Below are 24255 nucleotides of genomic sequence, written 5' to 3'. Positions count from 1 at the left end.
AGGCATAAGCCCATCGACCGTATGGTCTGCCCGCCATGGAATGGTTAACCATGACTACCGGGATATGGTTAACGGCCTGTTAAACCAAGCCATTCAGGGCGCTGGCCAAGAGCAAAAATCGGCAGCCATTCAGCAAGACAATCAACAGCCGCAAAAGAAATCGGGCCGCGCTGTTGGCGCGGCCCGACGGATGGTGTCAGTCGTAATGTCGAGAGATCAGCCGCGGAAGAGCGACAGGATCGACTGCGAGTTGCCGTTGGCGATCGACAGCGCCTGGATGCCGAGCTGCTGCTGGACCTGCAGGGCCTGCAGCCGCGTCGATTCCTTGTTCATGTCGGCGTCGACCAGCGCGCCGACGCCCTTGTCGATCGAGTCCGACAGGTTCGACAGGAAGCTCTTCTGGGTGTCAATGCGCGACTTGGCGGCGCCGAGCGAGGCAGCGCCGGTGGACAGCTTGGCAAGCGCGGTTTCAACAGTGCCGAGCGCGGTGTCGATGGCGGCGGGGGTAACCGCCGTGGTGCTCGGGTCGAAGAAGGCAGCGGCGAGCAGGCCGCCGACGATGCCGCCCGTGCCGGCGACATCGAGAACCTGCGTATCGGCTGCCTTGACGTCGATGGTGTCGATGGTGACGGTCGCGCCGGTACGGTTGTAAGCCGCAACGATCTTCAGGTCGGACGCAGCGGCAGCGTCGTTCTGCAGCAGGTTCGAGCCGGCGAAGTTGGCGTTGGCGACCGAGGACTTGATCTGCGCCTGGATGGCGTTGATTTCGGTCGCGATCTTCTGCTGGTCTTCCTTCGAGGCGCTACGGGCAGTGACCAGCTTGGTCTTGATCAGGTCGACCTGGTCCTTGACGTCGTTGATGGCGGTGTAGGCGGTGTCAACCTTGCCGGCGCCGAGGCCGAGGGCGTCCTGCACGGCCGAGTTGGCCTTGTTGTCGGACTTCATCGAGGTCGCGATCGACCAGTAAGCGGCGTTGTCGGAAGCGGTGGCAACGCGGTAGCCGGTCGAGATGCGGGCCTGCGTCTGCTCGAGGGATTTGTTGGTGTTGTTCAGGCTCTGCAGCGCGGTCAGCGCCGAGGCGTTCGTCATGATACTGGACATGGCTACTCGTACCTTGATTTTTACAGGGTGTTTTTGACATACCGGCTTTTCCGGTATGACGGAGCGGCATCATGCCAATGATCGTGAGACCCGATCACCCGCCATCTGCGAGCAATATGCGGGCAAGTCCCTACCAAAGGGCTAAACGGGACGGTTAACCGGAAATATATTGCATAAAACTTTAGCAAGGCGCCAACGGCGCGCGGACGGTCAGGTGAAGGAGCGCACCAGGCTGCCGACAAGCAGGTTCCAGCCGTCGATGAGGACGAAGAACAGGATCTTGAAGGGCAGCGAAACGACGGTCGGCGGCAGCATCATCATGCCCATGGCCATGGTGATGGTGGCGACGATCAGGTCGATGACGAGGAACGGCAGCACGATCAGGAAGCCGATCTCGAAGCCGCGGCGGATTTCGGAGATCATGAAGGCCGGCACCAGGATGCGCAGGTCGACGGTGTCCCTGGCAACGACCTGGCCGCGTTCGCGGGCGAGATCGGCGAACAGGTCGAAGTCCTTGTCGCGGACATTGTGCAGCATGAAGGTGCGGAACGGGTCCGAAATCTTTTCGAACGCCTCGGTCTGGCTGATCTGGTTGTCCATCAGCGGCTTGACGCCGGTGTTCCAGGCCTGGTCGAAGGTCGGCGCCATGACGTAGAAGGTCATGAACAGCGACAGCGAGATCAGGATCAGATTGGCCGGCGTCGACTGCAGGCCGATGCCGGCGCGCAGGATCGAGAAGGCGATGACGAAGCGGGTGAAGCTCGTCACCATGATCAACAGGCCCGGCGCCACCGACAGCACGGTGATCAGACCGAACATCTGGATGATATAGCCGACGGTGGCAGATCGGAAGAGCACACGTCTGANGCGGCGACGACGATCGCGGCGGCGAGGACGAGTTTTCTCATTCGAGCAGCAATGTCCTGATCAGAACCTGTTTGGCATGGCCACCGCTGCGGATTGCGGCGCGCTCCTCGAGGTCGGCTTTCAAATGCTGGTAGCCGCTGGCGCCTTCGATCTGATGCATCTTCAGGGTGCGGACCATGGCAAGCAGGTCCTGGTGAATGCTTTCGGTAAGTTCCGGCGGCTGCGGCGCATCGTAGACCACCGACGCTTCCAGCCTTATCCAGGTGTCGGCAGGCGAAGCCAGATTGGTGGTGATCGGCGCCAGCTGGACAAGCGTCGGCCCGGTGCCGGGCGCATGTTCGGCCGCCTTGCTCGGTTGCTCGGCGTTGGACTGGTTCTCGGGCGCGGCGGGCACCGGCACCGGTCCCCCGACGCCCTTCAGATAGCCGCCGGACATCCAGCCCATGCCGATCGCGGCGCCCGTCATCGCCAGCAGCATCGCAAGCTGGATGACAAGCGACGGGCCCTTTTTTTGCTGAACCTGTTCGACATTTGCCACGGCGCCGTTCTCCAGTCCTAAAAGGGGAGGACTTGGTCGAGGATCTGCTGACCGTAAGCGGGCTGCTGGATTTCGCTGACGCGGCCGCGGCCGCCATAGGAGATGCGCGCCTCGGCGATGCGTTCATAAGAGATGGTGTTTTCAGCGCCGATATCGGATGGACGCACCATGCCGGCGATGGTCAGCACCCTGAGCTCGTAATTGACGCGCACCTCCTGTGAGCCCCGGATCATCAGATTGCCGTTGGGCAGGACTTCGGTGACGACGGCGGCGACGTTGAGCTCGAGGTTCTCCGAGCGCTTGATTTCGCCGTCCGCATTGGTTTCGGTGGTGGAGCTCAGCCCCGCGTCGCCCTTGCCGCTGGTGGTGGCACCTTCCCATCCGAGGTTGACGTCATAGCCGAGCTTGCGCCCGGCGGTGCGGCTGCGGTCGTTCTGGTTCTTGAAGTTGGCCTTGTCGTTGAGCTTGATCCTGACGGTGAGGATGTCGCCATCGCGCAGCGCGCGTGGGTCGGTGAACAACCGGCTCTGGCGATCATCCCACAGCGAGAATTTCTTCACTGGCGCGGGTGGCGTTTCGGGATAGGAGTAGGGCGCATTGACGCTGCCGGTAATGCCGGCGCCAACCGGCGACAGCGCCGGCTCCCTGCCGATCTCCCTGGGGTCGGAGGCGCAGCCGGCAAGTGAAGCGGTGGCGACCAGGGCGAGTATATGCGACTTCATGACGGGTCTACCCTTCGCGCCGCGCTGGCCATAATGCCGGTGAGCGTGGCTGCCGCCTTCTGGTCCATTTCGTTGAGAATGACGCCGGCCTTGCGCGAATCGAGTTTCATCAGGATGGCGGCGGCGAGATCAGTGTTGACCATGGCCAGGCGCTCGGCCGCGGCATCCGGTTTCATGCCGGCATAGATCTTGACGACGCCATCCTCGGCGCGGGCCAGGAAAACTTCACGCCGCTTCAGCCATTGCTCGTATTCGGCGCGCTTGTCGTCCAGCGCCTTCATGCGCTGGTCGATGCCAGCCTGCAACTGCTTCAACTCTTCGGCCTGCAGCGCGTAACGGCGGTCGCGGGCGGCGTCGGCGATGTTGGAGCAGAAGCGCTGGATCTCGCTTTCATCGGGCACCTTCTCGCGGACCAGCTGCTGCATTGCCGCCGGCTGTTGCCCGCCAGGCAGAACCTGCCGCACCGCTTCTTCCGCGCGGACAGTGCCGCCGGCAAGGACGGTGGCGGCGATGACGCAAGCTGCCAAGGCCGCGCTTCGGCGGTGCTGCTTTTGGGAAAAGAAATCGATCATCGGCATGGCCTATTGGAGAACCAGATCGGCCTGCAAAGCGCCGGCCGACTTGATGCCTTGCAAAATGGCAATGATGCCGTCCGGCTTGACGCCGAGACGGTTGAGGCCCGACACCAGCGTTTCGAGGTTCGGTCCGTCGAGCACATTGACGCGGGCGTCAGGCCGCGTGGCATCGATGGTGGTGAAGGGTTCCTCCGCTGTCACGCCCTTGGAGAACGGTTCCGGCTGGACGATCTTCGGCTGTTCGGTGATGCGCACGGTGAGCGTGCCGTGGCTGATCGCCACCCGCGAGATCTTGACCTCGTTGCCGATGACGATGGTGCCGGTGCGTTCGTCGATGACGACGCGTGCCGGCGTGTCGGTCTCGACCACCAAATTCTCGATCTCGGCGTAGAAGCGCGCCGCCGAAACATTCTTCGGCCGCCTGATCTGCACGGTACGTGCATCGCGCTCCGCCGCCACGCGCATGCCGAAGCGTTGCGAGGTGTAGCCGTTGATGGCGTCGGCGATGCGAACGGCAGTGGAGAAATCGGGGTTGCGCAATTGCAAGGTGAGCAGCGCCTGGTCCTCGAATTCGGCGCGCACCGTGCGCTCGACGATGGCGCCGTTGGGCACGCGGCCGGCCGTCGGCACGCCCTGCGTCAGCTTTTCGGCATCGCCCTGGGCAGTGAAGCCGGAAACGATGACCGAGCCTTGCCCGACAGCATAGATTTCGCCATCGGCCGCCTTCAGTGGCGTCATTATCAGCGTGCCGCCGGCAAGCGATGTGGCGTCGCCCATCGAGGAGACGTCGATGTCGATGCGGGCGCCCGACTGCACGTAAGGCGGCATGTTGGCGGTGACGATGACGGCGGCGACGTTCTTGGCCCGCGCGCTGCCGCCTTCGGTGGCGATGCCGAGATTTTCGAGCATGGCGCGGATCGACTGTTCGGTGAAGGGCGAATTGCGCAGGCTGTCGCCCGATCCGGCGAGGCCGATGACGAGGCCGTAGCCGACGAGCTGGTTGTCGCGCGAAGCCTGCAGCTGCGCAATGTCCTTGATGCGCGATGCGACCTGGCCGGGTGGCAGAGAGCTTGGGCCGTTGGAGACCCTGAACATGCGGTTGGTGGTGGCCGGATCATATTCGGGATCGACAAAGGCGCCGCCATTCTGGCCGGCAAGATCGCGCTTTTGCTTCGGCGTAAGACCGTCGGCCAGCGCCGGCTGCAGGCCGACAACGGTCGCGAGCAGAAGGGCAGCTCCGCGTCTCATGACGCGCTGACCCGGACGGTGCCGTCCGCCATCACCGTGCCGGAAAAGATCTTGCCGCTGTCTGTGTTGCGGACCTTGATCAAATCGCCGGCGGCACCCGGCTGCAGCGACACCGCCGTAGCCGAAATGGTGAGGTCGCCGGCGATGAAATAGACCTGCACGGCGGCGCCCTGTTCGACCAGCCAGGCGTCGCGGATGGCGGCGGCCGGGATGTAGCGGCCGGGCAGCAGCGTGCGCTTGGCGACCTTGCCCTGGAGTTCCATGGCCTGCGTGGCGACCGCATCCGGCCTGTGCTTTCCGGGGAGCAGCGTCACCGGTTTCAGCACGCCGGTGTCGATCATCTCGCCGGGATAAATGACCCGGTTGGGGATCAGAACGATCTCGCCGGTTGCCTGACTGCTCGCGACGTGGGTGCTGGTCTGCTGGTCTGCGCTCTCCTGGGCAAACGCCGGCACACCGCCGGCTACCAGCGCGAGCATCAGCGCGGTGCGGCAAAGCGCGGAGCGGGAGGCCGGAGAGAGCATCAAACCTTACCTGATGTTCTTGGACACGACGGAGGCCATGTCGTCGGCGGCCTGGATGACCTTGGAGTTCATCTCATAGGCGCGCTGCGCCGAGATCAGCTCGGTGATTTCCTTGACAGGATCGACGTTGGAGGCCTCGAGATAACCCTGCTCGACCGAGGCGAAGCCGGGATCGCCGGGCACGCCGACATTGGCCGGGCCCGAGGCCGGCGTTTCCTGGAACAGATTATCGCCGAGCGGCGCCAGGCCGGCTTCATTGGCGAAGTTGGCGAGTTGCAGCTGGCCGAGCAGCTGGAGGTCGGTCTGGCCGTCGATGCGGGCAAAGACCTGGCCGGTCTTGTTGACCACGACTTCGATGGCATCGGTCGGCACGGTGATGGCCGGGATGACATTGGCGCCGTCGACGGTCACCAGCTGGCCGGTGGCGTTGGTGTTGAAGGCGCCGGCGCGGCTGTAGAGTGTGCCGCCGTCGGCGCCCTCGATCTGGAACCAGCCTCGGCCGGTCAGCGCCATGTCGAAACTGTTGCCGGTCGAGGTCAGTTCGCCCTGGGTATGGACGTTGCGCACCGCCGTCGTCTTGACGCCAAGGCCAATCGACACGCCTTCCGGCACCAGCGATGAATTGGAGCGGTTGGGCACGCCCTGCGTGCGGTCGACCTGGTAGAGCAGGTCGGAGAATTCGGCGCGCGCGCGCTTGTAGCCGGTGGTGTTGATGTTGGCGATGTTGTTGGCGATCACTTCCAGATTGGTCTGCTGGGCATTCATGCCGGTCGCTGCGATGGCGAGTGCTTTCACGGCAAGTCTCCTCAGATGCCCATACGGCTGATTTCGAGATAGGCGGAGACGACCTTGTCGCGGATGGCGATCGTGGTCTGCAGGGCCTGCTGGGCGCTCATGACGGCGTCGACGACCTGACGGGTATCGGCGTCGCCCTTGAGCGCCTGGATCGAGACCTGCTCGGCGTTGTGCAAGGTGTTGACGGTCTTTGAAGCAGCCTGGCTCAGCGCTTCGGCGAAGGTGGCGCCGATTTCGCTGCCGGCCATCGGCGCCCTGGTGCCCTGGAACAGGTCGGTCGTGGTATCGGCGCCACCGATCTCCGGCTTGAGGGGAAGCGATCCGATACCGCCAATGCCGCTGATCATTACTGGTTCCTCATCAGGTCGATGGTCATGGAGATCAGATCACGCGCCTGCTTGATGACCTGAAGGTTGGCTTCGTAGGAGCGGTTGGCCTCGCTCATGTCGGCCATCTCGACCAGCACGTTGACATTGGGCATCTTGACGTAGCCCTTGTCGTCGGCGGCCTCGTTGCCGGGCTGGAATTCGACGGGAAAGTCGCTGGGGTCGCGGTCGATGGAGTTGACCTCAACTGTCGTGCCACCGGAGGCACGGTCGAGTTCCGAGACGAAACTGATGGTCTTGCGGCGATAGGGGTCAGCGCCCGGGGTGTTGCCGGTCGACTGCGCGTTGGCGAGATTTTCCGAGACGACGCGCAAGCGGTCCGACTGGGCGCTGAGGCCGGACGCGGCGATCTTGAGGGCTGAGGTCAAGGCGTCCATGGTCAGCTCTTCACCGCCATCATCATCATCGAATGGAAGGCCTTGACGATCGCGGTGTTGAGTTCAAACGAGCGGCGGACCTCGCCGGCCTTCATCAGTTCGTTCTCGACCACGACCGTGTTCTTCGAGGGCATGATGGCGCCGGTCGTCTCTTCTGGCTTGACCGTGAAGCCGGCATTAGTGGCGGCAGTGCCGAGGTGGCCTGCCTGGGTGGCGGTCAGCGACACTGCCGTGCGGTCGAGCACCTTCTCAAACGGCTCGACATCGCCGGCGGTGTAGCCCGGCGTGTTGACGTTGGCGATGTTGCCGGCAATGGCCGACTGGCGCACCGACAGCCATTGCGACTGCTTGGCGGCGAGATCGAAAAGATTGACGGGCTCCATGGGGATCTCCGGGCTGGTACGTACAAGACTAGGCTGCCAGTCTTGCGCGGACCTTGCGCGGCTCGGGGGTAAATCCGGTGTGCCGCTATTTGGAGAGTTCGATCACCTGGTCGGTGCTGGTGACCATGACCCACTTGCCGCCCCGTTGCTCGATCGACGAGACGACGCTGGTATCGGGCAGCTTCGAGCCGCGCTGGACGATCCACAGGCCGGCATCGTCCTCGATCATGGCGCGGCCATTGGCGACATGAACCATGCGAAATTTGGCGTCCGCCGGGAAGGGCTGCTCGTCGACGCCGGGAGGCTGGGTCTTGTCCTCGGGGTCCTGCAGCGTGCCGGTGGCGAACAGGTCGACATCGGGAACATCGTTTGCCGTCAGCGGCTGACCGCTGTTCTCCATCTGCGAGCCGCCGCTGACCCGCCCTGCATTGGTGCCGCTGCCGCCGAACTTGATCGCCTGCACGCCGAACTGGTCCTGATTGAAGAAGATATACCAGGGAAACAGCGCGCAGATCAGGCCAAGCGTGATGCCGAGCGCGGCAAAGACGATATCGCTGCGGCGGTCGGATTTCTTGTCGAGCCTGGGATATTGCGGCCTTGGCGGCTGCGGCCATTCGGTGACCGGGAACAGCCCGTCGAGAAGCGAGTCACGACTGGTCTCGATCGCTTCTTTGGGGCCGGCGCGAGGGGTCCTTGGCAATTCAGGCTTGACGACGCTGGGCAAGGCAGGCTCGGCCAAGCGAGGCACAGTGGACTCGACTACGCTGGCTACCCTGGGCAAGAATGGCCTGGCGGCCCTGGCCAGAATGGCCTCAGCCTTGGCGGCCTTGTCGAGATCGGCCTTTGCCCTGACAGCTCTCGCTTCGTTGGCCCGGGCTTCCTCGGCGGCACTGGCCTCTGCGATCATCTCGCGCAAAAGCCGCTCGGTGTACTGAAGCTCAGTCTCCTGCATCGACACTTTGCTTGCCTTTCAGATGACGGGCGAGGTCGGAGAATGCGTCGCTCGAGGCGCGATCCCTGGGCGACTGCGTCAGCGCCTCGTAGATCAGCGGCACCTGGCGCACGGCAATATCGAGCTCGGCATCGGCGCCGCCCTGATAGGCGCCGAGCAGGCGGATGTCGCGCGTGTCCTCGAAGCGCGAGATCATCGACTTCAGCCTGGTCACCAGCATGCGTTGCTCGGGGCTCCATGCCTTGTCGGCGAGGCGCGAGATCGACGACAGCGGATTGACCGGGGGGTAGCGGCCCTGTTCGGCAATGGCGCGGTCGAGCACGACATGGCCGTCGAGAATGCCGCGTACCGAATCGGCGACCGGGTCGTTGTGGTCGTCGCCGTCGACCAGCACCGAGATGATGGCAGTGATTGATCCCTGTCCTTTGATACCGGGGCCTTCAGCGCCCGGGCCTGCGCGTTCGAGCAGCTTGGGCAGGTCGGTGAAAACCGAAGCGGGATAGCCGCGGGCGACCGGCGGCTCGCCGGTGCCGGTCGCTACCTCGCGCAGCGCATGGGCAAAGCGGGTAATCGAATCCAGCACCAGCAGCACGCGATGGCCCTGGTCGCGAAAATGTTCGGCAACGCGCATGGCGGTATCCGGCGCGCGCCGGCGCATCATGGCGCTCTCGTCGCTGGTAGCGACGACGGCGACCGTCTTGGCCATGCTCTCTGCGCCGATCGTGTCTTCGAGGAATTCGCGTACCTCGCGGCCGCGCTCGCCGATCAGCGCCACGACCACGGTGTCGAAGGCGTCGGCGCCGGCCAGCATGGCGAGCAGCGTCGACTTGCCGACGCCGGAACCGGCAAAGACGCCGAGGCGCTGGCCGAGGCAGAGCGGCGTGAAGATGTCGATGACCTTGACCCCGGTCGTGAAGGCGGTGCCGACGCGCTGCCGCGCCATGGCGCCGGGCGTTGTGCCGTCGCCGCTCGCAGCCTCGCCGATCCTGATCAGCGGCGGGCCGCCGTCGATGACGCGGGTCAGCGCGTCGATGGCGCGCCCACGCCACGAAGCATGCGGCGTTACCGTCAGCGGGCCGCGGCGAAACACGGCGTCGCCGATGCCGGCGTCGGCGCTGCGTTCGAAAGGGGCGATGACGACTTCGTCGCGGCCGATCCTGACGATCTCGCCGCGGCGCGTGCCGGCATTGCCGCGCTGTTCGACGAGGTCGCCAAGCCTGGCGACTTCAGACAGGCCGCGCACCTTGTAATGCGTTGGCGAAACCTCCGAAACACGGCCGCCGCGCCGCAGCAACGTCTCGGTGTCATCGAAGCGGCGCCAGATCCGCTCCAGCGCAGCCAGCCGGTTTTCCGGTGCTGTCTCCGGTTGCCGTTCAAGCGCGCGTATCGATGATTTGCTGCTCGACATGCTGCTACGACTTGGAGCCGAGCGTCTTGATGGCGTCGTCGGTCGAGGCATCGGTCTGGCGCATCAGCGCCGCCGTGTTCTCGAAGGCGCGCTGGACCATGATCAGGCGCGTCATCTCCAGCACCGGATTGACGTTGGATTCCTCGACATAGCCCTGCGCGACGCCGAGATCGGAACGGTCGGTGACCGGCTCCGGCGCACGCGCGGGCACGATGCCAGAATTGCCGTAGCGGACGAAATTCGGGCCGGGATCGAAATTGAACAGGCCGATGGCGCCGACGAGCTTGTCGCCCTGGCGCAGCGAGCCGTCGGCGCCCGCCTTGGGTGGGCCGTCGCGCGGGTCGAGCTGGATCGGCGCACCGCCGGCGTCGAGCACCGGATGGCCTTCGAGCGACATCAACTCGCCGTTCTCGTTCATCGAAAAGCGTCCGTCGCGCGTCATCACGGTGCCGGCCGGGGTGTCGATGCCGAACCAGGCATCGCCCTGGACGGCGAAGTCGAACGGGTTGCCGGTCTGCGTCATCGCGCCATGCGCGCCGGACAAATAGGTCTTGCCGGAGGAGGCGAAGGACACCGATTTGGGGCCGCTGCCGGAGACGACATCCTCGAACTTCACGCCGGTGGCGCGAAAGCCGATGGTCGAGGCGTTGGCGACATTATCGGCGATGGTGTCGAGACGGCGCTCAAGCGCGATCTGCGAGGAAAGGGCGACGTAAAGGCTGTCCTGCATGGTGTTCTCAGAATCTCAGTTTCTGCATGGCCATCATCAGATCGGTCGAGATGCCGACGGTGGTCGGCTGCGCAAACAGCACACCGATCGATGTCTGGGCGGTCGAGGTCGGATGATTGATTTCCCAAAGGCTGGTGAAGCGGGTGAGGAATTTCTCGAGCTTGGCCGGGTCGGTGAAATCGGTGAGGTCGAGCTTTGCGTCGAAGGCCTGCGCCTGCTTGTCGATATCTGCGGCAGCGAAGGAATCGGGCAGGCCGATGGCGGTGCGTACCACGCTGGCCAGGGCCGTGTCGGCCAGCACGTCGTACCAGTTGGTGATGGTCGAGGCCTTGCGCTCGAAATAGAGCGCCAACCGCACGCCCTCATTGGTCTTGCCGGCGTCTTCTTCCAGGGTCTGGCGCATGTATTTGTCGACCACCGGCTGCTGCGACGGGCTGCGGGTCGTTGCCGCTTCGCCGTAGGCCTCGAAATTCAACGAGGTGGCGAGCCTGGCATAGGCCTTGTTGGAGAGCTTGTTGGCGACACTGGCGGGATCGCGGACACCGCCCTCAAGGACATCACGGACGAGATCCTTGTTGGTGGTCGCCGGATCGAGCCCGCTTGCGGACAGAGCATAGTTATAAAGGCGGCTGTCGGCCATCAGGTCGTCGACCGATTTCACCTTGGTGATGTTGGCGAGGTAGTAGCTGGTCTCGGCCTGGACGGCGTCCGCATTCGGCTTGATGAGGCCAAGACTGGACTCGGTCGTGTAGAGCTTCGGCGTGGTCTTCAGCACCGCGTCGCGCGTGATCGTCTGATCGCCATACTGGGCAAAATCAAAGGCGCTGACGAAGTTGGCGTAGCTCTTGTCGGTCAACAGGTTGGCGGGACTCAACGGATCGGTGACGCCGCCATTGACCATGGTGCGGATCTGCTTCGTCGTCTGGGTCGATGCATCAAGCCCATAGGCAGCCATGGCGAAGGTCAGCAGGCGCTTGTCCTTCAGCAGGTCTTCGATGGACTTCACCTTGGAGATGTTGGCTGCGTAGTAGTCGGCCTCGCCCTTGATGTATTGCGCGGTCGGCTTGACGAGCAACAGTCCGGTTCCGCCGATCACAGCCTTCGGCACCGCCTGCTGGACGGCGTCGCGCGCCGTAGCCTGGTCGCCATATTGGGCAAAGTCGAAAGCCGCGACGAAAGCCGCATAGCCCTTGTTTGTCGACGTGTTTGCGGGGCTGTTCGGGTCGGTGACGCCGCCTTCCAGCATGGCCCGCACGGTCGCAGCCGGCTCGGCGTCGGCGTCCAGGCCGAACGCGGCCATCGCATAGGTGAGCAGGCGATCGTTGCCCATCAGGTCGTCGATCGATTTTACGTTGGAAATGTTGCTCAGGTAGTACGAGGTTTCGCCCTTGTAGTAGGTGAAGCCGTTCTGCGAAGGGCCGACCGAGACCTGGAGACCATAATTGTTGGTCACGCCCTGCTGTGCCGAATTGTAGCTCGTGGCATTAGCGCCAAGTGCGGCGAAATTGAAGGCCGACACGAACTCGGCATAACGCTTGTCGCTCAGTTTGTTGGCGAAGCTGTCGGAATCCGACACCCCTTCCTTCAGGGCTTTGACCATGAAGGCCTTGGCGTAAGCCATGTCGCCGAGACCGAAGGCTTTCATGGCATATTTGAACAGCCGGTCGTTCTTGACGAAATCGTCGATCGATTTCACGCTGCCGATGTTCGCGAGATAGTAGTCGGTGTCGCGCTTGGTGATCGGCTCCGCCTCGATGCGGTCGATCGCCTTGGGGATGTCCCTGGCGATGAGCTGGTAGCTGGTAAAAGTGCTCAACACGACATGCCTCCGGTCGCAGCTTCAAAAGCAAGACTATGCGGACTTGCTTGCGCGAGGCTGAATCGCCTCACCTTGCATGATTCAAGCCTCACACAAGGCACGGGGGCTATCGGTTAGGCCTGACGTGATGCGGAAGGATCTGGCGTGGGCATTCTGATCGGACTTGTGGTGACGCTCGGCTGTGTTCTCGGCGGCTTCATGGCGATGGGCGGCCATCTGCATGTGCTGATGCAGCCTTGGGAAGCGGTGGTCATCTGTGGCGCCGCACTTGGAACCTTTCTCGTCGCCAACCCGATGAAGACGGTCAAGGACACCGGCAGGGGTATCCTCGAAGCGTTCAAGCAGGCGGTGCCGAAAGAGCGCGACTATCTGGAGACGCTGGGCGTGCTGCACAGCCTGATGCGCGAACTGCGCTCGAAGTCGCGCAGCGAGGTCGAGGCGCATATCGACAATCCGGAGGAGTCGGCAATCTTCCAGGCGTTCCCGACCGTGCTCAAGAACCACGACCTGACGAATTTCATCTGCGACTACTGCCGCATCATCATCATCGGCAATGCCCGCTCGCATGAGATCGAGGCGCTGATGGACGAGGAAATCCAGACCATCAAGTCCGACAAGATGAAGGCTTACCATGCGCTGGTGGCGGTGGGCGATGGTCTGCCGGCGCTCGGCATCGTCGCCGCCGTGCTCGGCGTGGTCAAGGCGATGGGCGCGCTCGACCAGTCGCCCGAAATCCTCGGCGGCCTGATCGGCGCTGCCCTTGTCGGAACCTTCCTCGGCATCTTCCTGTCCTATGCGGTGGTCGGGCCGGTCGCCACCAAGATCAAGACGGTGCGCGAGAAGAAGAACCGCCTCTATATCATCGTCAAGCAGACGCTGCTTGCCTACATGAACGGCGCCCTGCCGCAGGTGGCGATCGAGTTCGGTCGCAAGACCATCTCGTCCTATGAGCGGCCGACGATCGATGCCGTCGAGCAAAGCACGATGAACACAGCTTCCGCCGAGAAGAAAGCGGCTTGAGCCATGCATGACGACAGACAGGACCGCACGCCGTCATGACAAGTCCTGGCAGCCCCTCGCAAGCCCGCTCGCTGATCATCGAGCGTCTGGTCGGTGACAGCGGTGAGGCCGCTCACGTCATCGGCACCGGGCGCTCGATGGGCGAGCGCGCCCTGCCGCTGCTGCAGAAGAGCCTGGCCGGCGAACTCGGCGCACCGGTCACCGTCGACCTGCGCGCGGTCGAGATCAGCCGTGTTCCCGATGCCCGCACGAATGCCGGCGATGCCTTTGCCATGGCCATCATAGCATCGCCGACGTCTTCGGATGCGATGACGCTGGTGGCTGATGCGCCGGCCATCGCCGTGATGGTGTGCGCACTGTTCGGCGGCGATCCGGATCAGCCGGTTTCGCCGATCGAGCGCGCTCTGTCGCAGATCGAGACCGATGTCGCGACCACGATCTTCCAGGAAGTTGCGCAGGCGTTGAACGGATCGGGCCGGCGCTCGCTCGAGCTGCGGCTGCCGGTGCCGCGGGCGCTTTCGGGCAGCGAAGCCAAGCGCCGCGTGCTGCGCGATGGCGCGGCGGTGCGCATCGTCTTCGGCATCTCGACGCCGACCGACAGCGGAACGGTCACGGTGATGATCCCGCAGCGCATCCTGCTGGCCACACGCGGTATCGCCGATGTCCACGACAGCGAAGGCACGACCTCCGACTGGCGGGCACGTTTTTCCGAAGAAGTGATGCGCTCGACGGTGACGCTCGAAGCGACCATGCCGCTGGCCCGCCTGACGCTCGGCGACCTCGCCGGCTTCGAGCCGGGCCAGATCATCGAGCTCGAGGAGACGGCGCAGTCCCAAGCCAAGCTGAGCGCGCGCGACAAGACGCTGTTTGTCTGCGAGTTCGGTAAACTCGGGCAGAACTACACCGTCCGGATCAGGCATCCTTACGATGCCGGTCAGGATTTTATCGATGGGCTCATGCCGGGCTGACGCCGGGCAAGCCCAAGCATCTGGAGACGAGTGATGGCCAAGACCAAGGTGGAAGCCAATATCGACCAGCCGGACGAACAGCTCGACCGCGCCATCGAGGAATTGCGCGGTGTCCTCCAGGAGGAGGAAAAGCGCCCCGACGCCGCCTTGCGGGCTGCCACGTCCGGCGCCAATTCGAACATCATCATGAGCATCCCCGTCGATGTGCAGATCATCCTCGGCAGCACGGAAATGTCGGTGTCGGACTTGATGGCGCTGCAGAAGGGCTCGACGGTGGCGCTCAACCGGCGCATCGGCGAACCGGTCGATGTCGTGGTCAACGGCCGCAAGATCGCGCGCGGCGAAATCACCGTGCTGGAAAGCGATCCGTCGCGCTTTGGCATCAGGTTGACCGAAATCATCGCTGCCGCCAAGAGCGCCTGAGGATTAGACGACATGCGGTCTCAGCAGCGATCGGAGCTTATGCCATGACGACGCCGGTGACGCTCACGCGCCCGCAAAAGGCCGCCGCCATCCTGGTGGCGATGGGCAAGCCTTCGGCCAGCCGGCTGCTGAAATTCTTCAAGCAAGAAGAACTGAAGGCACTGATCGAAGGGGCGCGGCTGCTGCGCACCATTCCGCAAAGCGACCTCGAACGCATCGTTGCCGAATTCGAGGCCGAGTTCACCGAAGGTGCGGGCCTGCTCGATTCCGCCGACCGGATGGACACGATTCTCAATGAATCGCTGTCGCCCGAAGAGATGAGCGCCATCATGGGCGACAAGCGCTTCGAGGTTGCGCCGGAAGGACCACCGCCGATCTGGCCGGAGCTGGAAAAGCTCGAGCCGACGCGTCTGGGCACGTTCCTTGCCGCCGAGCATCCCCAGACCGCGGCCATGGTGCTGTCGAAGCTTGCGCCGCAGGCCGCCGCCAACATTTTGCTGACGATGGAAAAGCCGATGCGCAGCGAGATCATCAAGCGCATGGTGACGATGGCGACCATTCCGGACGCGGCGACCAGGATCATCGAGAACCAGCTGCGCGCCAGCGTGCTGGCGCAGACAGCGACCAAGGACATCTCGGCGGGACAGGCGCGCGTCGCCAGTATGCTCAACGAGATGGACAAGCCTCAGTTGGAAGAGGTCATGCAGGATCTGGAAGAGGCCGGCACGCCGGACCTCGGCGGTGTCCGCTCCAGGTTGTTTGCCTTCGACGATCTGCCGCTTTTGACGCAGAAGGCGCGGGTGCTTCTGTTCGACGGGCTGTCGACCGAACTGATTACGCTGGCGCTGCGCGGTGCACCACCCGCATTGACGGAATCGGCGCTCTCGGCGATCGGCGCACGGTCGCGGCGCATGATCGAGTCCGAGCTCGGACAGGGCTCGGAAGGCATTCAGCTTGCCGACATCATGACGGCGCGCAAGAACATCGCGGTGGCGACAATCCGGCTTTCGCGCGAGGGGGCTTTCGAACTGCCCTCATCGCAGCAGAGCGAAGCGGCTTAACGCCGAGCGCTGAATGGCTGAAGCGGCGGACAAAGACTCCAAAACCGAAGACGCGACCGAAAAGAAGATCCGCGACACCGTCGAACAGGGCAAGCTGCCCCATTCGCGAGAGGCCGCACTTCTGGCGTCCTTCATCGCCATACTGGTGTTCACCGTCTTCTACGCCAAGGACGCGGTCGTTGATCTCGGCATGTTCCTGTCGATGTTCCTGGAAAAGCCCGAGGCGTGGCCGATGGACACCGAGACCGACGTCATCGCGCTCTACAAGACCGTGATGATGGAAATAGGCAACGCCGTCGTCAGCCTGCTGGTGCTGCTGGTGGTGGCCGGCATCGGCGCCTCGGTGCTGCAGAACATGCCGCAAGTCGTCGGCGAGCGGATCCGGCCGCAACTGTCGCGCATCTCGATAGCCAAAGGCTGGACCAGGATGTTCGGTATTCAGGGCTGGGTAGAATTCCTGAAATCGCTGGGCAAGCTCGGCTTCGCCAGTATCGTGCTCTACTTCACGCTGTCGCAGGACTACCGCCAGCTCCTGGCCGGCATGATCACCAACCCCGTCGCTTTCGGCCTCGTCATCAAAAGCATCACCGTCGACATATTGGTGGCGATCGTCTTCGTCATGGGGCTGATCGCGGCGGTCGACGTCGTCTGGTCGCGCTTCCATTGGAAGCAGGATCTGCGGATGACCAAGCAGGAGGTCAAGGACGAGTTCAAACAGTCCGAGGGCGACCCGATCATCAAGTCGCGGCTGCGCTCGCTGGCGCGTGACCGGGCGCGCAAGCGGATGATGACGGCGGTGCCGCGCGCGACGCTGATCATCGCCAATCCGACGCACTTTTCCATCGCGCTCAGATATGTCCGCGACGAGGATTCAGCACCCATGGTGCTGGCCAAGGGCCAGGACCTTGTGGCGCTCAAGATTCGCGAGATTGCCAAGGAGCACAACATCCCGATCTTCGAGGACGTGGCGCTCGCCCGCTCCATGTACAAGCAAGTTTCGGTTGATAGCGTGATCCCGTCGCAATTCTACCAGGCCGTCGCCGAACTGGTGCGGATCGTCTACTCCAAAAAGGCTGAGCGGAGACAAATTTCATGAACCGCCAACCGCACGCAAAATCCCGCGAACTCATCGTCGCCAAGGCCATCGAGCAGGTGGTCGACGAGTTGCGGCTGATCGACGTCGCCGACTACATCGCCTTCATCCGGCTCGAGCATTTCGCTTGCCTGTCGGATCTGGTGGATTCGGCTGTGGAGCTTTTTTTCCTGCCGGGCACGCTCAGGCTCGGCCATGGCGGAGAGGCACATGTCGACTGGAGCGGCAGCCCGCGCATCGTGCTCGATCTTGAGCTTCGGCCGCCGGGCGTCACCGTCTATTTCCAGCTGACGCTGAGCGAGGAGAGGTCTTCGGTCGCGGTCAACTATGTGTCGTTCGAAAAGCCCGGGGAGGACCCCGAGCACAACACCGCCTTGCTGGAGACAGTGATCGAAGAGGCGCGGATTCGCCGGACCGAGCCGTTGGCATTTTAGCGGCAAAGTCTGAGACGTGTACCCGCAGGGTATGGCAGGTACCGTTCGCGGCAGACATAGAGAACTAAATCTGCGATATGGTCGTCCTAGCCGGTCCGAGACGGTGCCAAGCGTTGCGCGCCTCGATCATCTCGCGGTCTGATCCGGGGGTGTAGTAGCGACGATCAAGCCAGAACGAGCGCTCAAGTTCGGTTTTGCCTGATCGGGTACCTGGATCGCGGCCCATGCGGACACGAACCTCGTCCAGCGACACGACATAGCACACCGGTTCGGCGCTGCGCGCAAACGCGACAAACATCCACCATCGGGTAACGTGCTTCTCAGGCTGAAGGCCAAGGAACGTGTCCTGTGGTTTTGCTGCATGAGCCTTAACCTGAATCGGATGCTGGGTGTTCTCGTCTTCGGACACGGCGAACATATCGGCACCTTTCGCGTTCCGAACCGTGAGCATGACATTCCAGCCAATCCGCGACAGCTGCCACGCTACATAGTAGACGCCGATGTTCCCCGTGACTTGTTTGTCATTGCTCAACGTTGTTCTCCCAAAACCGCTTTTTGGGCAACTCGGATCACTCGATCAGCCCCAGCCGCAGCGCCTTGGCCACCGCCTGGTTGCGGTTGACGGCGTTGAGCTTCTGCGTCGACTGGGTGAGATACTGGTTGGCGGTGTGGACCGACAGCTTCAGCAGCCTGGCGATCTCTTCGCTGGTGTTGCCGTTGGCGGTCAGCTTCAGGCACTCCAGTTCACGCTTGGAGATCGACCGCATCCGGCCGGCATCGTTCGGACGAATGCGGGCGACGGCGGCGAACAGCGAAAAACAGCGGGCGTGGATTTCGTAGAGCGTGTCCTCCGGCAGAGCGATCGTCGAGCCGAGGAACACCACCAGCCCGCAATGGCCGCGATCGGCATGGACGGGAAAGGCAATGCCGTTGGTGCCCGGCGCCAGCGGCGCCGTCCGCTCCGCCCAGGCGAGGTTCTGGAAGACGGCGTCCGAGCCGGCGATGCCGTCATCGGCCCACCAGCGCGGCGCTGTCGAGGCGCCGCTGTGGCGCACCATCTCCTCGCCATTGGCGCCGGCGATGAACTTGGTTGTCACCGCAGTGGCTGGATAGTCGGAATCGAAGCTCGGCACCAGGCGCGCCCGTTCCGGCGAGGGGCTGACGAAATAGAGGCCAAACGCCGACGCGTTGATGTCGACGGCGATCCAGCGGCAGCGGCGCACCGCGTCCGGGATGGTAACGGCATGGTGCGTCTCGGAACCGATGGAGAAGGCGCCGAACGGATTGCGCTGCTCGTTGAAAAGGGCTTCGGCCGCCGCCTTGATGTCAGCGTGTTTCAAATGATGCCGCTCCTGATCGCCGTGGCGATGGCCATCGCGCGGTTCGAGGCCGCGAATTTCTGGATGGCGTGGGTGATGTAGCTGTTGACGGTGTTGGACGAGACCCCGAGGATCACCGCGACCTCATCGGTGGTCTTGCCTNTCTTGCCTTCAGACACCCAGAACAGGCATTCGCGCTCACGGTCGGACAGCGGGTCCTGCATGGCGGCGGCGGCGATCAATTGCGGGATAGCGGACAGCGCGTAGCAGCACTTCAACTGAGCCTTCATCAGCGCCGGCTGGTCGATACTGCCGGCCTCGGCCGCCGAGAAAAGCGCAAACAGCCGCTGGCGACCGACATTTAGCCGCAGTGAATAGACTTCGGCATGGCCAAGCACGTCGAGCAGGCGCGCCTCTTCGCCGGTGAGCAGTCCGCCGGCGTCGGGCGCCGCGGCGGCGACCAGTGGCCTCGGGCGGATGCCAGGTGCAACGGTCAGCGGTCCCTGGGCAAGGCCGGCGATCAGCCGCTTGCCGATCAGTTCAATGGCGTCGAAGATCCAGTTGGATGAGACGATGCGGGCGTCGTTGCGATCTTGGTCGTGGACGATGGCGACGAGCATGTAGCTGTCGGCGCCGATCTCGGCGGCGAGCTGCATGAAAAAGGAGGTGAGATCGCCGCGCGATTCAAGGCGCGAGCCTAACGTATCGGATTGGAGAAGCGCGGCGGAACTGCTCATTGGATGCTTTGGTTGTATGTCATGGCCGGAGTCTTTTCTTGAGCCCGGACGCTGGGGTTAGCAGCGGCCGAACTTGAAGACGCATCACGTTTACGAAGCACTCACACGGCGCGGCGGTCGCGCTGATCGCCGAATCCATTCAGGGAACGCGAAGCCGTCCGCGTCTGGTGCCGGTCATTGGCCGGAACTTGAGACTTTGGGTGGTCGCCGCGCCCCCCAAGGACCGGCTGATTCGGGTCTAATCTACCTGCAGATGAATCCGACATCAAACGCGATTTGACAAAATCAATATTATTGGACTCAAGCGACTCAGGGGCTGCTCTCGCGGCCTTTTCCGCCGCAAAAGGCCTGAAACGCCGACACGAAAAAGCCAGAGGGTGTTGCGATACTGCCGTATCGAGGGCCGATCGATTCCGATAGGGTCTCGGCAGCCGGCAGGGGTGGGCATCCCTTCGGTCATACGGCGGATTTGGCGGCGCTTGCTCGCGGCCATCAGCATCGGGGGTCATGATGAAGCAGGTTTTCCTGGCGTTCACGGTGGTGCTTGCGGCTCTTGCCGGCATGGCAGCGCCCGCCAAGGCTGAGCCGACCGTTACCTATGCGCTCGACAACGGGCTGCAGGTGGTGCTGGTGCCCGACCATCGCGTGCCGAAGGTGGTGATGAACCTGCGCTACCGCGTCGGGTCGATGAATGAACCCGCGGGACGCTCGGGCTTTGCGCATCTGTTCGAACATCTGATGTTTTCCGGCACGCCGGCCTGGCCGAACGTGTTCGGCGCGCACGCCGCGCTCGGCAACGAGATCAATGCCTGGACCACCGAAGACGGCACGGTTTATTACGTCGACGGGCTGTCGTCGTCACTGCCGATGNAACGAGATCAATGCCTGGACCACCGAAGACGGCACGGTTTATTACGTCGACGGGCTGTCGTCGTCACTGCCGATGATCTTGTCGCTGGAGGCCGACCGCATGGCCAATCTCGGCCGCTCGGTGACTCAGGCCAAGCTCGATCTGCAGCGCTCGGTGGTCAAGAACGAGATGCGCCAGAACGTGCTCGACAAGGCCGGCGCATCCGGCTGGGAAGCTTTCTGGTCCGGGCTGTTCCCGAAGCCGCATCCCTATAGCCGCATGGTCATCGGCTCNCCGATCTCGATGCGGCGACGCTCGACGATGTCAGGGGTTTCTTCAACAGCTACTATCTGCCCAACAATGCGGTGTTGGTGCTGGTCGGCGACTTGGAGATCGACGACACCAAGGCGCTGATTGCCGACACGTTCGGCCGCGTGGCGCGCGGCGCCGATGTGGCGCGGCCCGCCGTGCCGGAACCGACGCAGGCCCGGCTCAAGCTGGTGCTCGAGGATCGCGTGCCAAGCCCCATCGTTGTGGTCGGCTTCAGTGGCCCGGTGGCGCAGTCGCCCGACAATGGTGCGCTCAGCATTGCCGCCGAACTGCTCGGCAACGGCGAATATGGTTTTTTGCGCAACCGGCTGGTTTCGCAGTTGGGCATTGCCACCTATGCCAGCGCGAGCTGGACCGGCGGTCTGCTCGGTGGCCGCTTTACCTTCGAGGCGGGTGCCGCCGAAGATGTGGCGCCGGAAGCGCTGGAAAGCGCGATGAAAACGGCGTTTGCGGATTTCCTGAAGACCCCGCTCGATCCGGTCGATGTCGAGCGTGCGCGCACCGGCATCTTGCAGGCAGCGCGGCTCGGCAGCGAAGCATTGAAGGATCGCGCCGGCGTCGTCTCCTACAATGCCGACGTGCTCGGCGATGCGCAGAGCGCGCTGGTCGACGACCCGCGGGTGAAGGACGCCAGCGTGGCGGATCTCGAGGCAACGATGAAGCGGCTGTTGAAACCGGAAGACGCCAGCGTGCTGGTGCTGAAGCCCGGCCCGCGCGGCGGCTATCCCGATGCACTGATCGGCTCGTCTGGCACACCGCAGCCGTTCACCGCGCCGGAGCGAGCGGCGATCGACATTCCGAAGCATGCGGCCGGGCAAGCGCCTTCGGCAACACTGCCCGCCATGGAAACGGCGACGCTCTCGAACGGCATCAAACTCGTCCACTACACAATGCCGGAAGCGCCGATGGTCTATGTCGCGGCCAGTGCCGCCGGCGGCTGGAACAGCGTGCCGGAAGGCAAGGAGGGATTGCTGGAGCTTGCAGCAAGCATGGCGACACGCGGGGCCGCCGATCGCGGCTCGGCTGATTTCGCCAAGGCGGCCAGCGACATCGGCGCCGGCGTCAGCCACCAGGCCGGAACGCTGGCCACGATGATGACGCTTGGCGTGCCGCCGGAAAAGCTCGACCAGGGTATTGGGCTGCTCGCCGACGCGGTACTGAAGCCTCGTTTCGACAAGACCGAATGGACGGTGCTGATGGCGCAGACGGTCGACTGGCTAAACGGCCGCGAGGCGGATCTGCCCGGCGTTGCCGGCCGCATGGCAAAGGCGACGCTGATCCCGCAGGTGCCGGGCAAGGCAGCGGTGGACTGGTCGGCAAAGGCGCTGGCCTCGATCTCGCTCGACGAGGCGAGGGACGCATTCAAGGCGGCGTTCACGCCGAAGGCGGTGACCTTCTACAGCGTCGGCCCGATGCCGGTCGCGACCGTCGCCGCCAGCCTTGAAAAAGCATTCGGCGCGTGGACAAGCGACACCGCCGGCTATGCCGTCGAGCCGTCGCCGGCGGCGCATTTCAACGGGGGACAGAAAGTGCTGCTGGTGCCCGAACCCGGCGCCAGCCAGTCGGCGCTGTTCGTGGCGCGGCCGGCGCCCGGCACCGACGAGAGCGAGCGCGCCGAATCGACCGCGGTCTCCAACCTGCTTGGCGCCGATTTCTCCAGCCGGCTGAATTCGGTGATCCGCGAGGAGAAGGGCTACTCCTATGGCGTGTCGAGCTATCTGATGAGCCCGATGAAGGCCGGCTCGGGATTGGTCGTGGCAACCACCGTCGAGCGCGCCAACACCGGGCCGGCGATTACCGAAGTCCTGAAAGGATTTGCCGGCCTGACCACCTTGCCGGTGGCGCAGGACGAAGTCGACCGCACGGTGACTGTCTATCGCCGGGCGCTGGCTGGATCGGCCGAGACGTCGGCTGGTCTGTTCTCCTCGCTGATTGGCGCGGTCGGCAGCGGATCGACGCTGGAGGACCAGCAAACCCGCATGGCGGCGCGCACAAAGCTGACGCTCGATGCGGTTCAGAAACAGGCGCTGGCCCTGGCGTCGCTCGATCCGTCGCTGATCGTGGTGGCGGGCGACCCCGATGTGGTGATGCCGCAGCTTGCCGCGATCGGCCTCAAGGACGTCGAGATCGTCAAGCGTGACGAGGCTGGTGAAGAGACGGCGATGCGGGCGCTCGATCTTCTCGGGGGCAATCGCCAGGCGCCGCTGTCTGCCTCGCCGTGGCGGGTTGGCGATGGCGGCACGACGCGCGCGGTGCACGCCTGCGCCGGCGAAAGGGATTGCGGCGCGCAGATCCACGCCGATTGACGGGCTAAACGCGCAGCCGCCGGCGGCGTTGTAATTTTGGGATAACTTTGTTTCGGGGGAAACGATGAGCGATTCATTTCGGGAAGTAACGTCCGTCTCGTGGTTCGGGCGGATCAAGCGCGCGGTCGGCGGGGTCATCTTCGGCCTTATCCTGATCGTGCTGATGGTGATCGGGCTGTTCTGGAACGAAGGCCGCGCCGTGCAGACGGCGCGCTCGCTGGCCGAAGGTTCTGGAGCGGTGGTTTCGGTCGGCGCCGACAGCGTCGATACCGCCAATGACGGCAAGCTGGTTCATGTCAGCGGACTGGTGACGGCGGACAGCGGCCTGGCGGATCCGGATTTCGGCATCGCCACGCAAGGGCTGCGGCTGTCGCGCAGTGTCGAGATGTATCAGTGGAAGGAAGAGTCCAAGTCGGAGACGACCAAGAAGCTCGGCGGTGGCGAAGAGACGGTGACCACCTACAGCTATTCCAAGGTGTGGGACGACAGCCAGATCGACTCGTCGGACTTCAAGAAGCCGGACGGCCACCAGAATCCGCCGATGGAAATCCACGGCCGGACCTTCCAGATTCCTGAGGGCAAGCTTGTCGCCTTCGATCTCGATACGCCGGTGCTGGACCGTATCGAGGGTGACAAGGACTATTCGCTCTCAGCCGACCAGTCGGCGGCGATAAAGGCTGCCTATACCGGAACGAAACCGCTCAGCATCGTCGATGGCAAGATTTTTCTCGGCAATGACAACACGACGCCCGCTTTGGGTGACTATCGAATCGGCTACGAACTGGCGCCGCTGGGCGTGGTCAGTATCATCGCGCGCCAGGCCGGCAGCCGCTTCGAGCCCTACCAGACGCAAGCCGGCGATGCGCTGCTGATGGTCGACACCGGCAACGTCCCGGCCGAAAAGATGTTCGCCGACGCCGTCAGCGCCAACACGCTGATCACCTGGCTGCTGCGCGGCGCCGGCTTGCTGTTGCTGACCATAGGCTTTGCGCTGTTCCTCAGCCCGATCGGGGTGATCCTCGATGTCATACCCTTCCTCGGCAGCATGGCGCGGATGGGTACCGGCATTATCGCCTTCGTCCTGGCGATCCTGGTCGGCACGGTGACGATTGCGATTGCCTGGTTCTGGTACCGGCCGTTGCTGGCGGTGGCCATCCTGGCGGCAGGCGTGATTGCGGCGGTGATTGTCTACCGCATCGGCCGGTCGCGAAGGCCAGCCGTTCCGGTGGTTGCACCCAACCCGGCTGCGGCCGCCTAGATGGTCGGGGCGGCCGGAGCCGCCCCATATC

27 protein-coding genes and 1 pseudogene are annotated in these 24255 nt (G+C 63.7%); 10 read left to right on the top strand and 18 right to left on the bottom strand.

The genetic code is table 11. The annotated features are described in order from the left end of the window. Positions 1-216: 216 nt before the first annotated feature. From X757_RS161610 to X757_RS161675, 15 genes are all read right to left on the bottom strand, one after another. Positions 217-1101: a flagellin gene (locus X757_RS161610; RefSeq protein WP_023683303.1), complete on the bottom strand. Its 885-nt coding sequence runs from the start codon at positions 1099-1101 to the stop codon at positions 217-219. A gap of 210 nt (positions 1102-1311) precedes the next feature. Beyond that, positions 1312-1920 carry a flagellar type III secretion system pore protein FliP gene (fliP, locus tag X757_RS01000000164465; protein ID WP_023807239.1) on the bottom strand — a complete coding sequence of 203 codons (609 nt, stop codon included), beginning with the start codon at positions 1918-1920 and terminating at the stop codon, positions 1312-1314. Between the two features lie 85 nt (positions 1921-2005). Next, complete coding sequence (locus X757_RS161615) at positions 2006-2506, bottom strand: flagellar basal body-associated FliL family protein (protein WP_023686347.1); 501 nt, start codon at positions 2504-2506, stop codon at positions 2006-2008. Between the two features lie 17 nt (positions 2507-2523). Continuing rightward, entirely contained in the window at positions 2524-3228 is a 705-nt protein-coding gene (flgH, locus tag X757_RS161620; RefSeq protein WP_023686346.1) for a flagellar basal body L-ring protein FlgH, read from the bottom strand. Further along, positions 3225-3806 (bottom strand): MotE family protein, encoded by a 582-nt coding sequence (locus tag X757_RS161625; RefSeq protein ID WP_031195437.1) that lies wholly within the window; start codon positions 3804-3806, stop codon positions 3225-3227. Before X757_RS161625 ends, flgH begins: the two co-directional genes overlap by 4 nt. Positions 3807-3809: 3 nt before the next feature. After that, on the bottom strand, positions 3810-5051 hold the full coding sequence (locus tag X757_RS161630) for a flagellar basal body P-ring protein FlgI (RefSeq protein ID WP_023683306.1): 1242 nt from the start codon (positions 5049-5051) through the stop codon (positions 3810-3812). Further along, positions 5048-5575, bottom strand: a complete 528-nt coding sequence (gene flgA / locus X757_RS161635) for a flagellar basal body P-ring formation chaperone FlgA (RefSeq protein ID WP_023686344.1) — start codon at positions 5573-5575, stop codon at positions 5048-5050. The genes X757_RS161630 and flgA overlap by 4 nt, the downstream gene beginning before the upstream one ends. Positions 5576-5581: 6 nt before the next feature. Then, entirely contained in the window at positions 5582-6370 is a 789-nt protein-coding gene (gene flgG, locus X757_RS161640) for a flagellar basal-body rod protein FlgG (protein ID WP_023686343.1), read from the bottom strand. A gap of 11 nt (positions 6371-6381) precedes the next feature. Further along, positions 6382-6717 (bottom strand): flagellar hook-basal body complex protein FliE, encoded by a 336-nt coding sequence (locus X757_RS161645; protein WP_023686342.1) that lies wholly within the window; start codon positions 6715-6717, stop codon positions 6382-6384. After that, entirely contained in the window at positions 6717-7133 is a 417-nt protein-coding gene (gene flgC, locus X757_RS161650) for a flagellar basal body rod protein FlgC (RefSeq protein ID WP_023686341.1), read from the bottom strand. The genes X757_RS161645 and flgC overlap by 1 nt, the downstream gene beginning before the upstream one ends. Before the next feature lie 2 nt (positions 7134-7135). After that, complete coding sequence (gene flgB, locus X757_RS161655) at positions 7136-7516, bottom strand: flagellar basal body rod protein FlgB (RefSeq protein WP_023683310.1); 381 nt, start codon at positions 7514-7516, stop codon at positions 7136-7138. Between the two features lie 85 nt (positions 7517-7601). Further along, complete coding sequence (locus tag X757_RS161660; protein WP_023673646.1) at positions 7602-8468, bottom strand: hypothetical protein; 867 nt, start codon at positions 8466-8468, stop codon at positions 7602-7604. Beyond that, the gene (fliI, locus tag X757_RS161665) at positions 8455-9876 is read right to left on the bottom strand and encodes a flagellar protein export ATPase FliI (protein ID WP_023710976.1); all 1422 of its coding nucleotides are present in this window, start codon (positions 9874-9876) and stop codon (positions 8455-8457) included. The genes X757_RS161660 and fliI overlap by 14 nt, the downstream gene beginning before the upstream one ends. Before the next feature lie 4 nt (positions 9877-9880). Further along, positions 9881-10606 (bottom strand): flagellar basal-body rod protein FlgF, encoded by a 726-nt coding sequence (gene flgF, locus X757_RS161670; RefSeq protein WP_023671749.1) that lies wholly within the window; start codon positions 10604-10606, stop codon positions 9881-9883. A gap of 7 nt (positions 10607-10613) precedes the next feature. Then, positions 10614-12425 (bottom strand): DUF1217 domain-containing protein, encoded by a 1812-nt coding sequence (locus tag X757_RS161675; RefSeq protein WP_023686338.1) that lies wholly within the window; start codon positions 12423-12425, stop codon positions 10614-10616. A 144-nt stretch (positions 12426-12569) separates the two neighbouring features. Here X757_RS161675 and motA point away from each other — a divergent pair, with 144 nt between their 5' ends. From motA to X757_RS161705, 6 genes are read left to right on the top strand one after another with little or no spacing between them, the layout of a single operon-like run. Next, on the top strand, positions 12570-13445 hold the full coding sequence (gene motA, locus X757_RS161680; protein ID WP_023671751.1) for a flagellar motor stator protein MotA: 876 nt from the start codon (positions 12570-12572) through the stop codon (positions 13443-13445). 35 nt (positions 13446-13480) lie between these two features. Then, entirely contained in the window at positions 13481-14413 is a 933-nt protein-coding gene (locus X757_RS161685; RefSeq protein ID WP_023725154.1) for a FliM/FliN family flagellar motor switch protein, read from the top strand. A gap of 33 nt (positions 14414-14446) precedes the next feature. After that, positions 14447-14836 carry a flagellar motor switch protein FliN gene (fliN, locus tag X757_RS161690; protein WP_023725153.1) on the top strand — a complete coding sequence of 130 codons (390 nt, stop codon included), beginning with the start codon at positions 14447-14449 and terminating at the stop codon, positions 14834-14836. Positions 14837-14880: 44 nt separating this feature from the next. After that, positions 14881-15897 (top strand): flagellar motor switch protein FliG, encoded by a 1017-nt coding sequence (locus tag X757_RS161695; protein ID WP_023725152.1) that lies wholly within the window; start codon positions 14881-14883, stop codon positions 15895-15897. Between the two features lie 13 nt (positions 15898-15910). Beyond that, on the top strand, positions 15911-16993 hold the full coding sequence (gene flhB, locus X757_RS161700) for a flagellar biosynthesis protein FlhB (RefSeq protein WP_023683475.1): 1083 nt from the start codon (positions 15911-15913) through the stop codon (positions 16991-16993). Further along, the gene (locus X757_RS161705; protein WP_023725151.1) at positions 16990-17424 is read left to right on the top strand and encodes a hypothetical protein; all 435 of its coding nucleotides are present in this window, start codon (positions 16990-16992) and stop codon (positions 17422-17424) included. Before flhB ends, X757_RS161705 begins: the two co-directional genes overlap by 4 nt. A 64-nt stretch (positions 17425-17488) precedes the next feature. On the opposite strand, the gene X757_RS0133260 is transcribed toward X757_RS161705, so the two are convergent. The 3 genes from X757_RS0133260 to X757_RS161715 are packed head-to-tail and all read right to left on the bottom strand — an operon-like array spanning position 17489 to position 19480. Continuing rightward, entirely contained in the window at positions 17489-17956 is a 468-nt protein-coding gene (locus tag X757_RS0133260; protein WP_023725150.1) for a hypothetical protein, read from the bottom strand. 37 nt (positions 17957-17993) lie between these two features. Continuing rightward, a complete protein-coding gene (locus X757_RS161710) occupies positions 17994-18764 on the bottom strand; it encodes a helix-turn-helix transcriptional regulator (RefSeq protein ID WP_023686334.1) in 771 nt (256 codons plus the stop codon). Further along, positions 18761-19480, bottom strand: a complete 720-nt coding sequence (locus X757_RS161715) for a helix-turn-helix transcriptional regulator (protein WP_023725149.1) — start codon at positions 19478-19480, stop codon at positions 18761-18763. Before X757_RS161715 ends, X757_RS161710 begins: the two co-directional genes overlap by 4 nt. 507 nt (positions 19481-19987) lie before the next feature. On the opposite strand from X757_RS161715, the gene X757_RS161720 reads away from it, so the two are divergent. The 4 genes and pseudogenes from X757_RS161720 (at position 19988) to X757_RS161730 (ending at position 24224) form a co-directional block, all read left to right on the top strand. Beyond that, complete coding sequence (locus X757_RS161720; protein ID WP_023725148.1) at positions 19988-20605, top strand: pitrilysin family protein; 618 nt, start codon at positions 19988-19990, stop codon at positions 20603-20605. A gap of 45 nt (positions 20606-20650) precedes the next feature. Then, positions 20651-21151, top strand: a pseudogene (locus tag X757_RS1000000169350) (M16 family metallopeptidase); the annotation flags it as partial. 165 nt (positions 21152-21316) lie between these two features. Then, positions 21317-22966, top strand: coding sequence for a pitrilysin family protein (locus tag X757_RS1000000169510; RefSeq protein WP_306413581.1), 1650 nt, complete (start codon positions 21317-21319; stop codon positions 22964-22966). Between the two features lie 64 nt (positions 22967-23030). Further along, a complete protein-coding gene (locus tag X757_RS161730; RefSeq protein ID WP_023725146.1) occupies positions 23031-24224 on the top strand; it encodes a TMEM43 family protein in 1194 nt (397 codons plus the stop codon). The last annotated feature ends 31 nt before the right edge of the window (positions 24225-24255 follow it).

This window comes from Mesorhizobium sp. LSHC412B00 (genome assembly GCF_000503035.1).
GTDB lineage: Bacteria > Pseudomonadota > Alphaproteobacteria > Rhizobiales > Rhizobiaceae > Mesorhizobium.
Note: the sequence above shows the minus strand (reverse complement) of the source record. Positions and strands in the feature narration are given on the sequence as shown.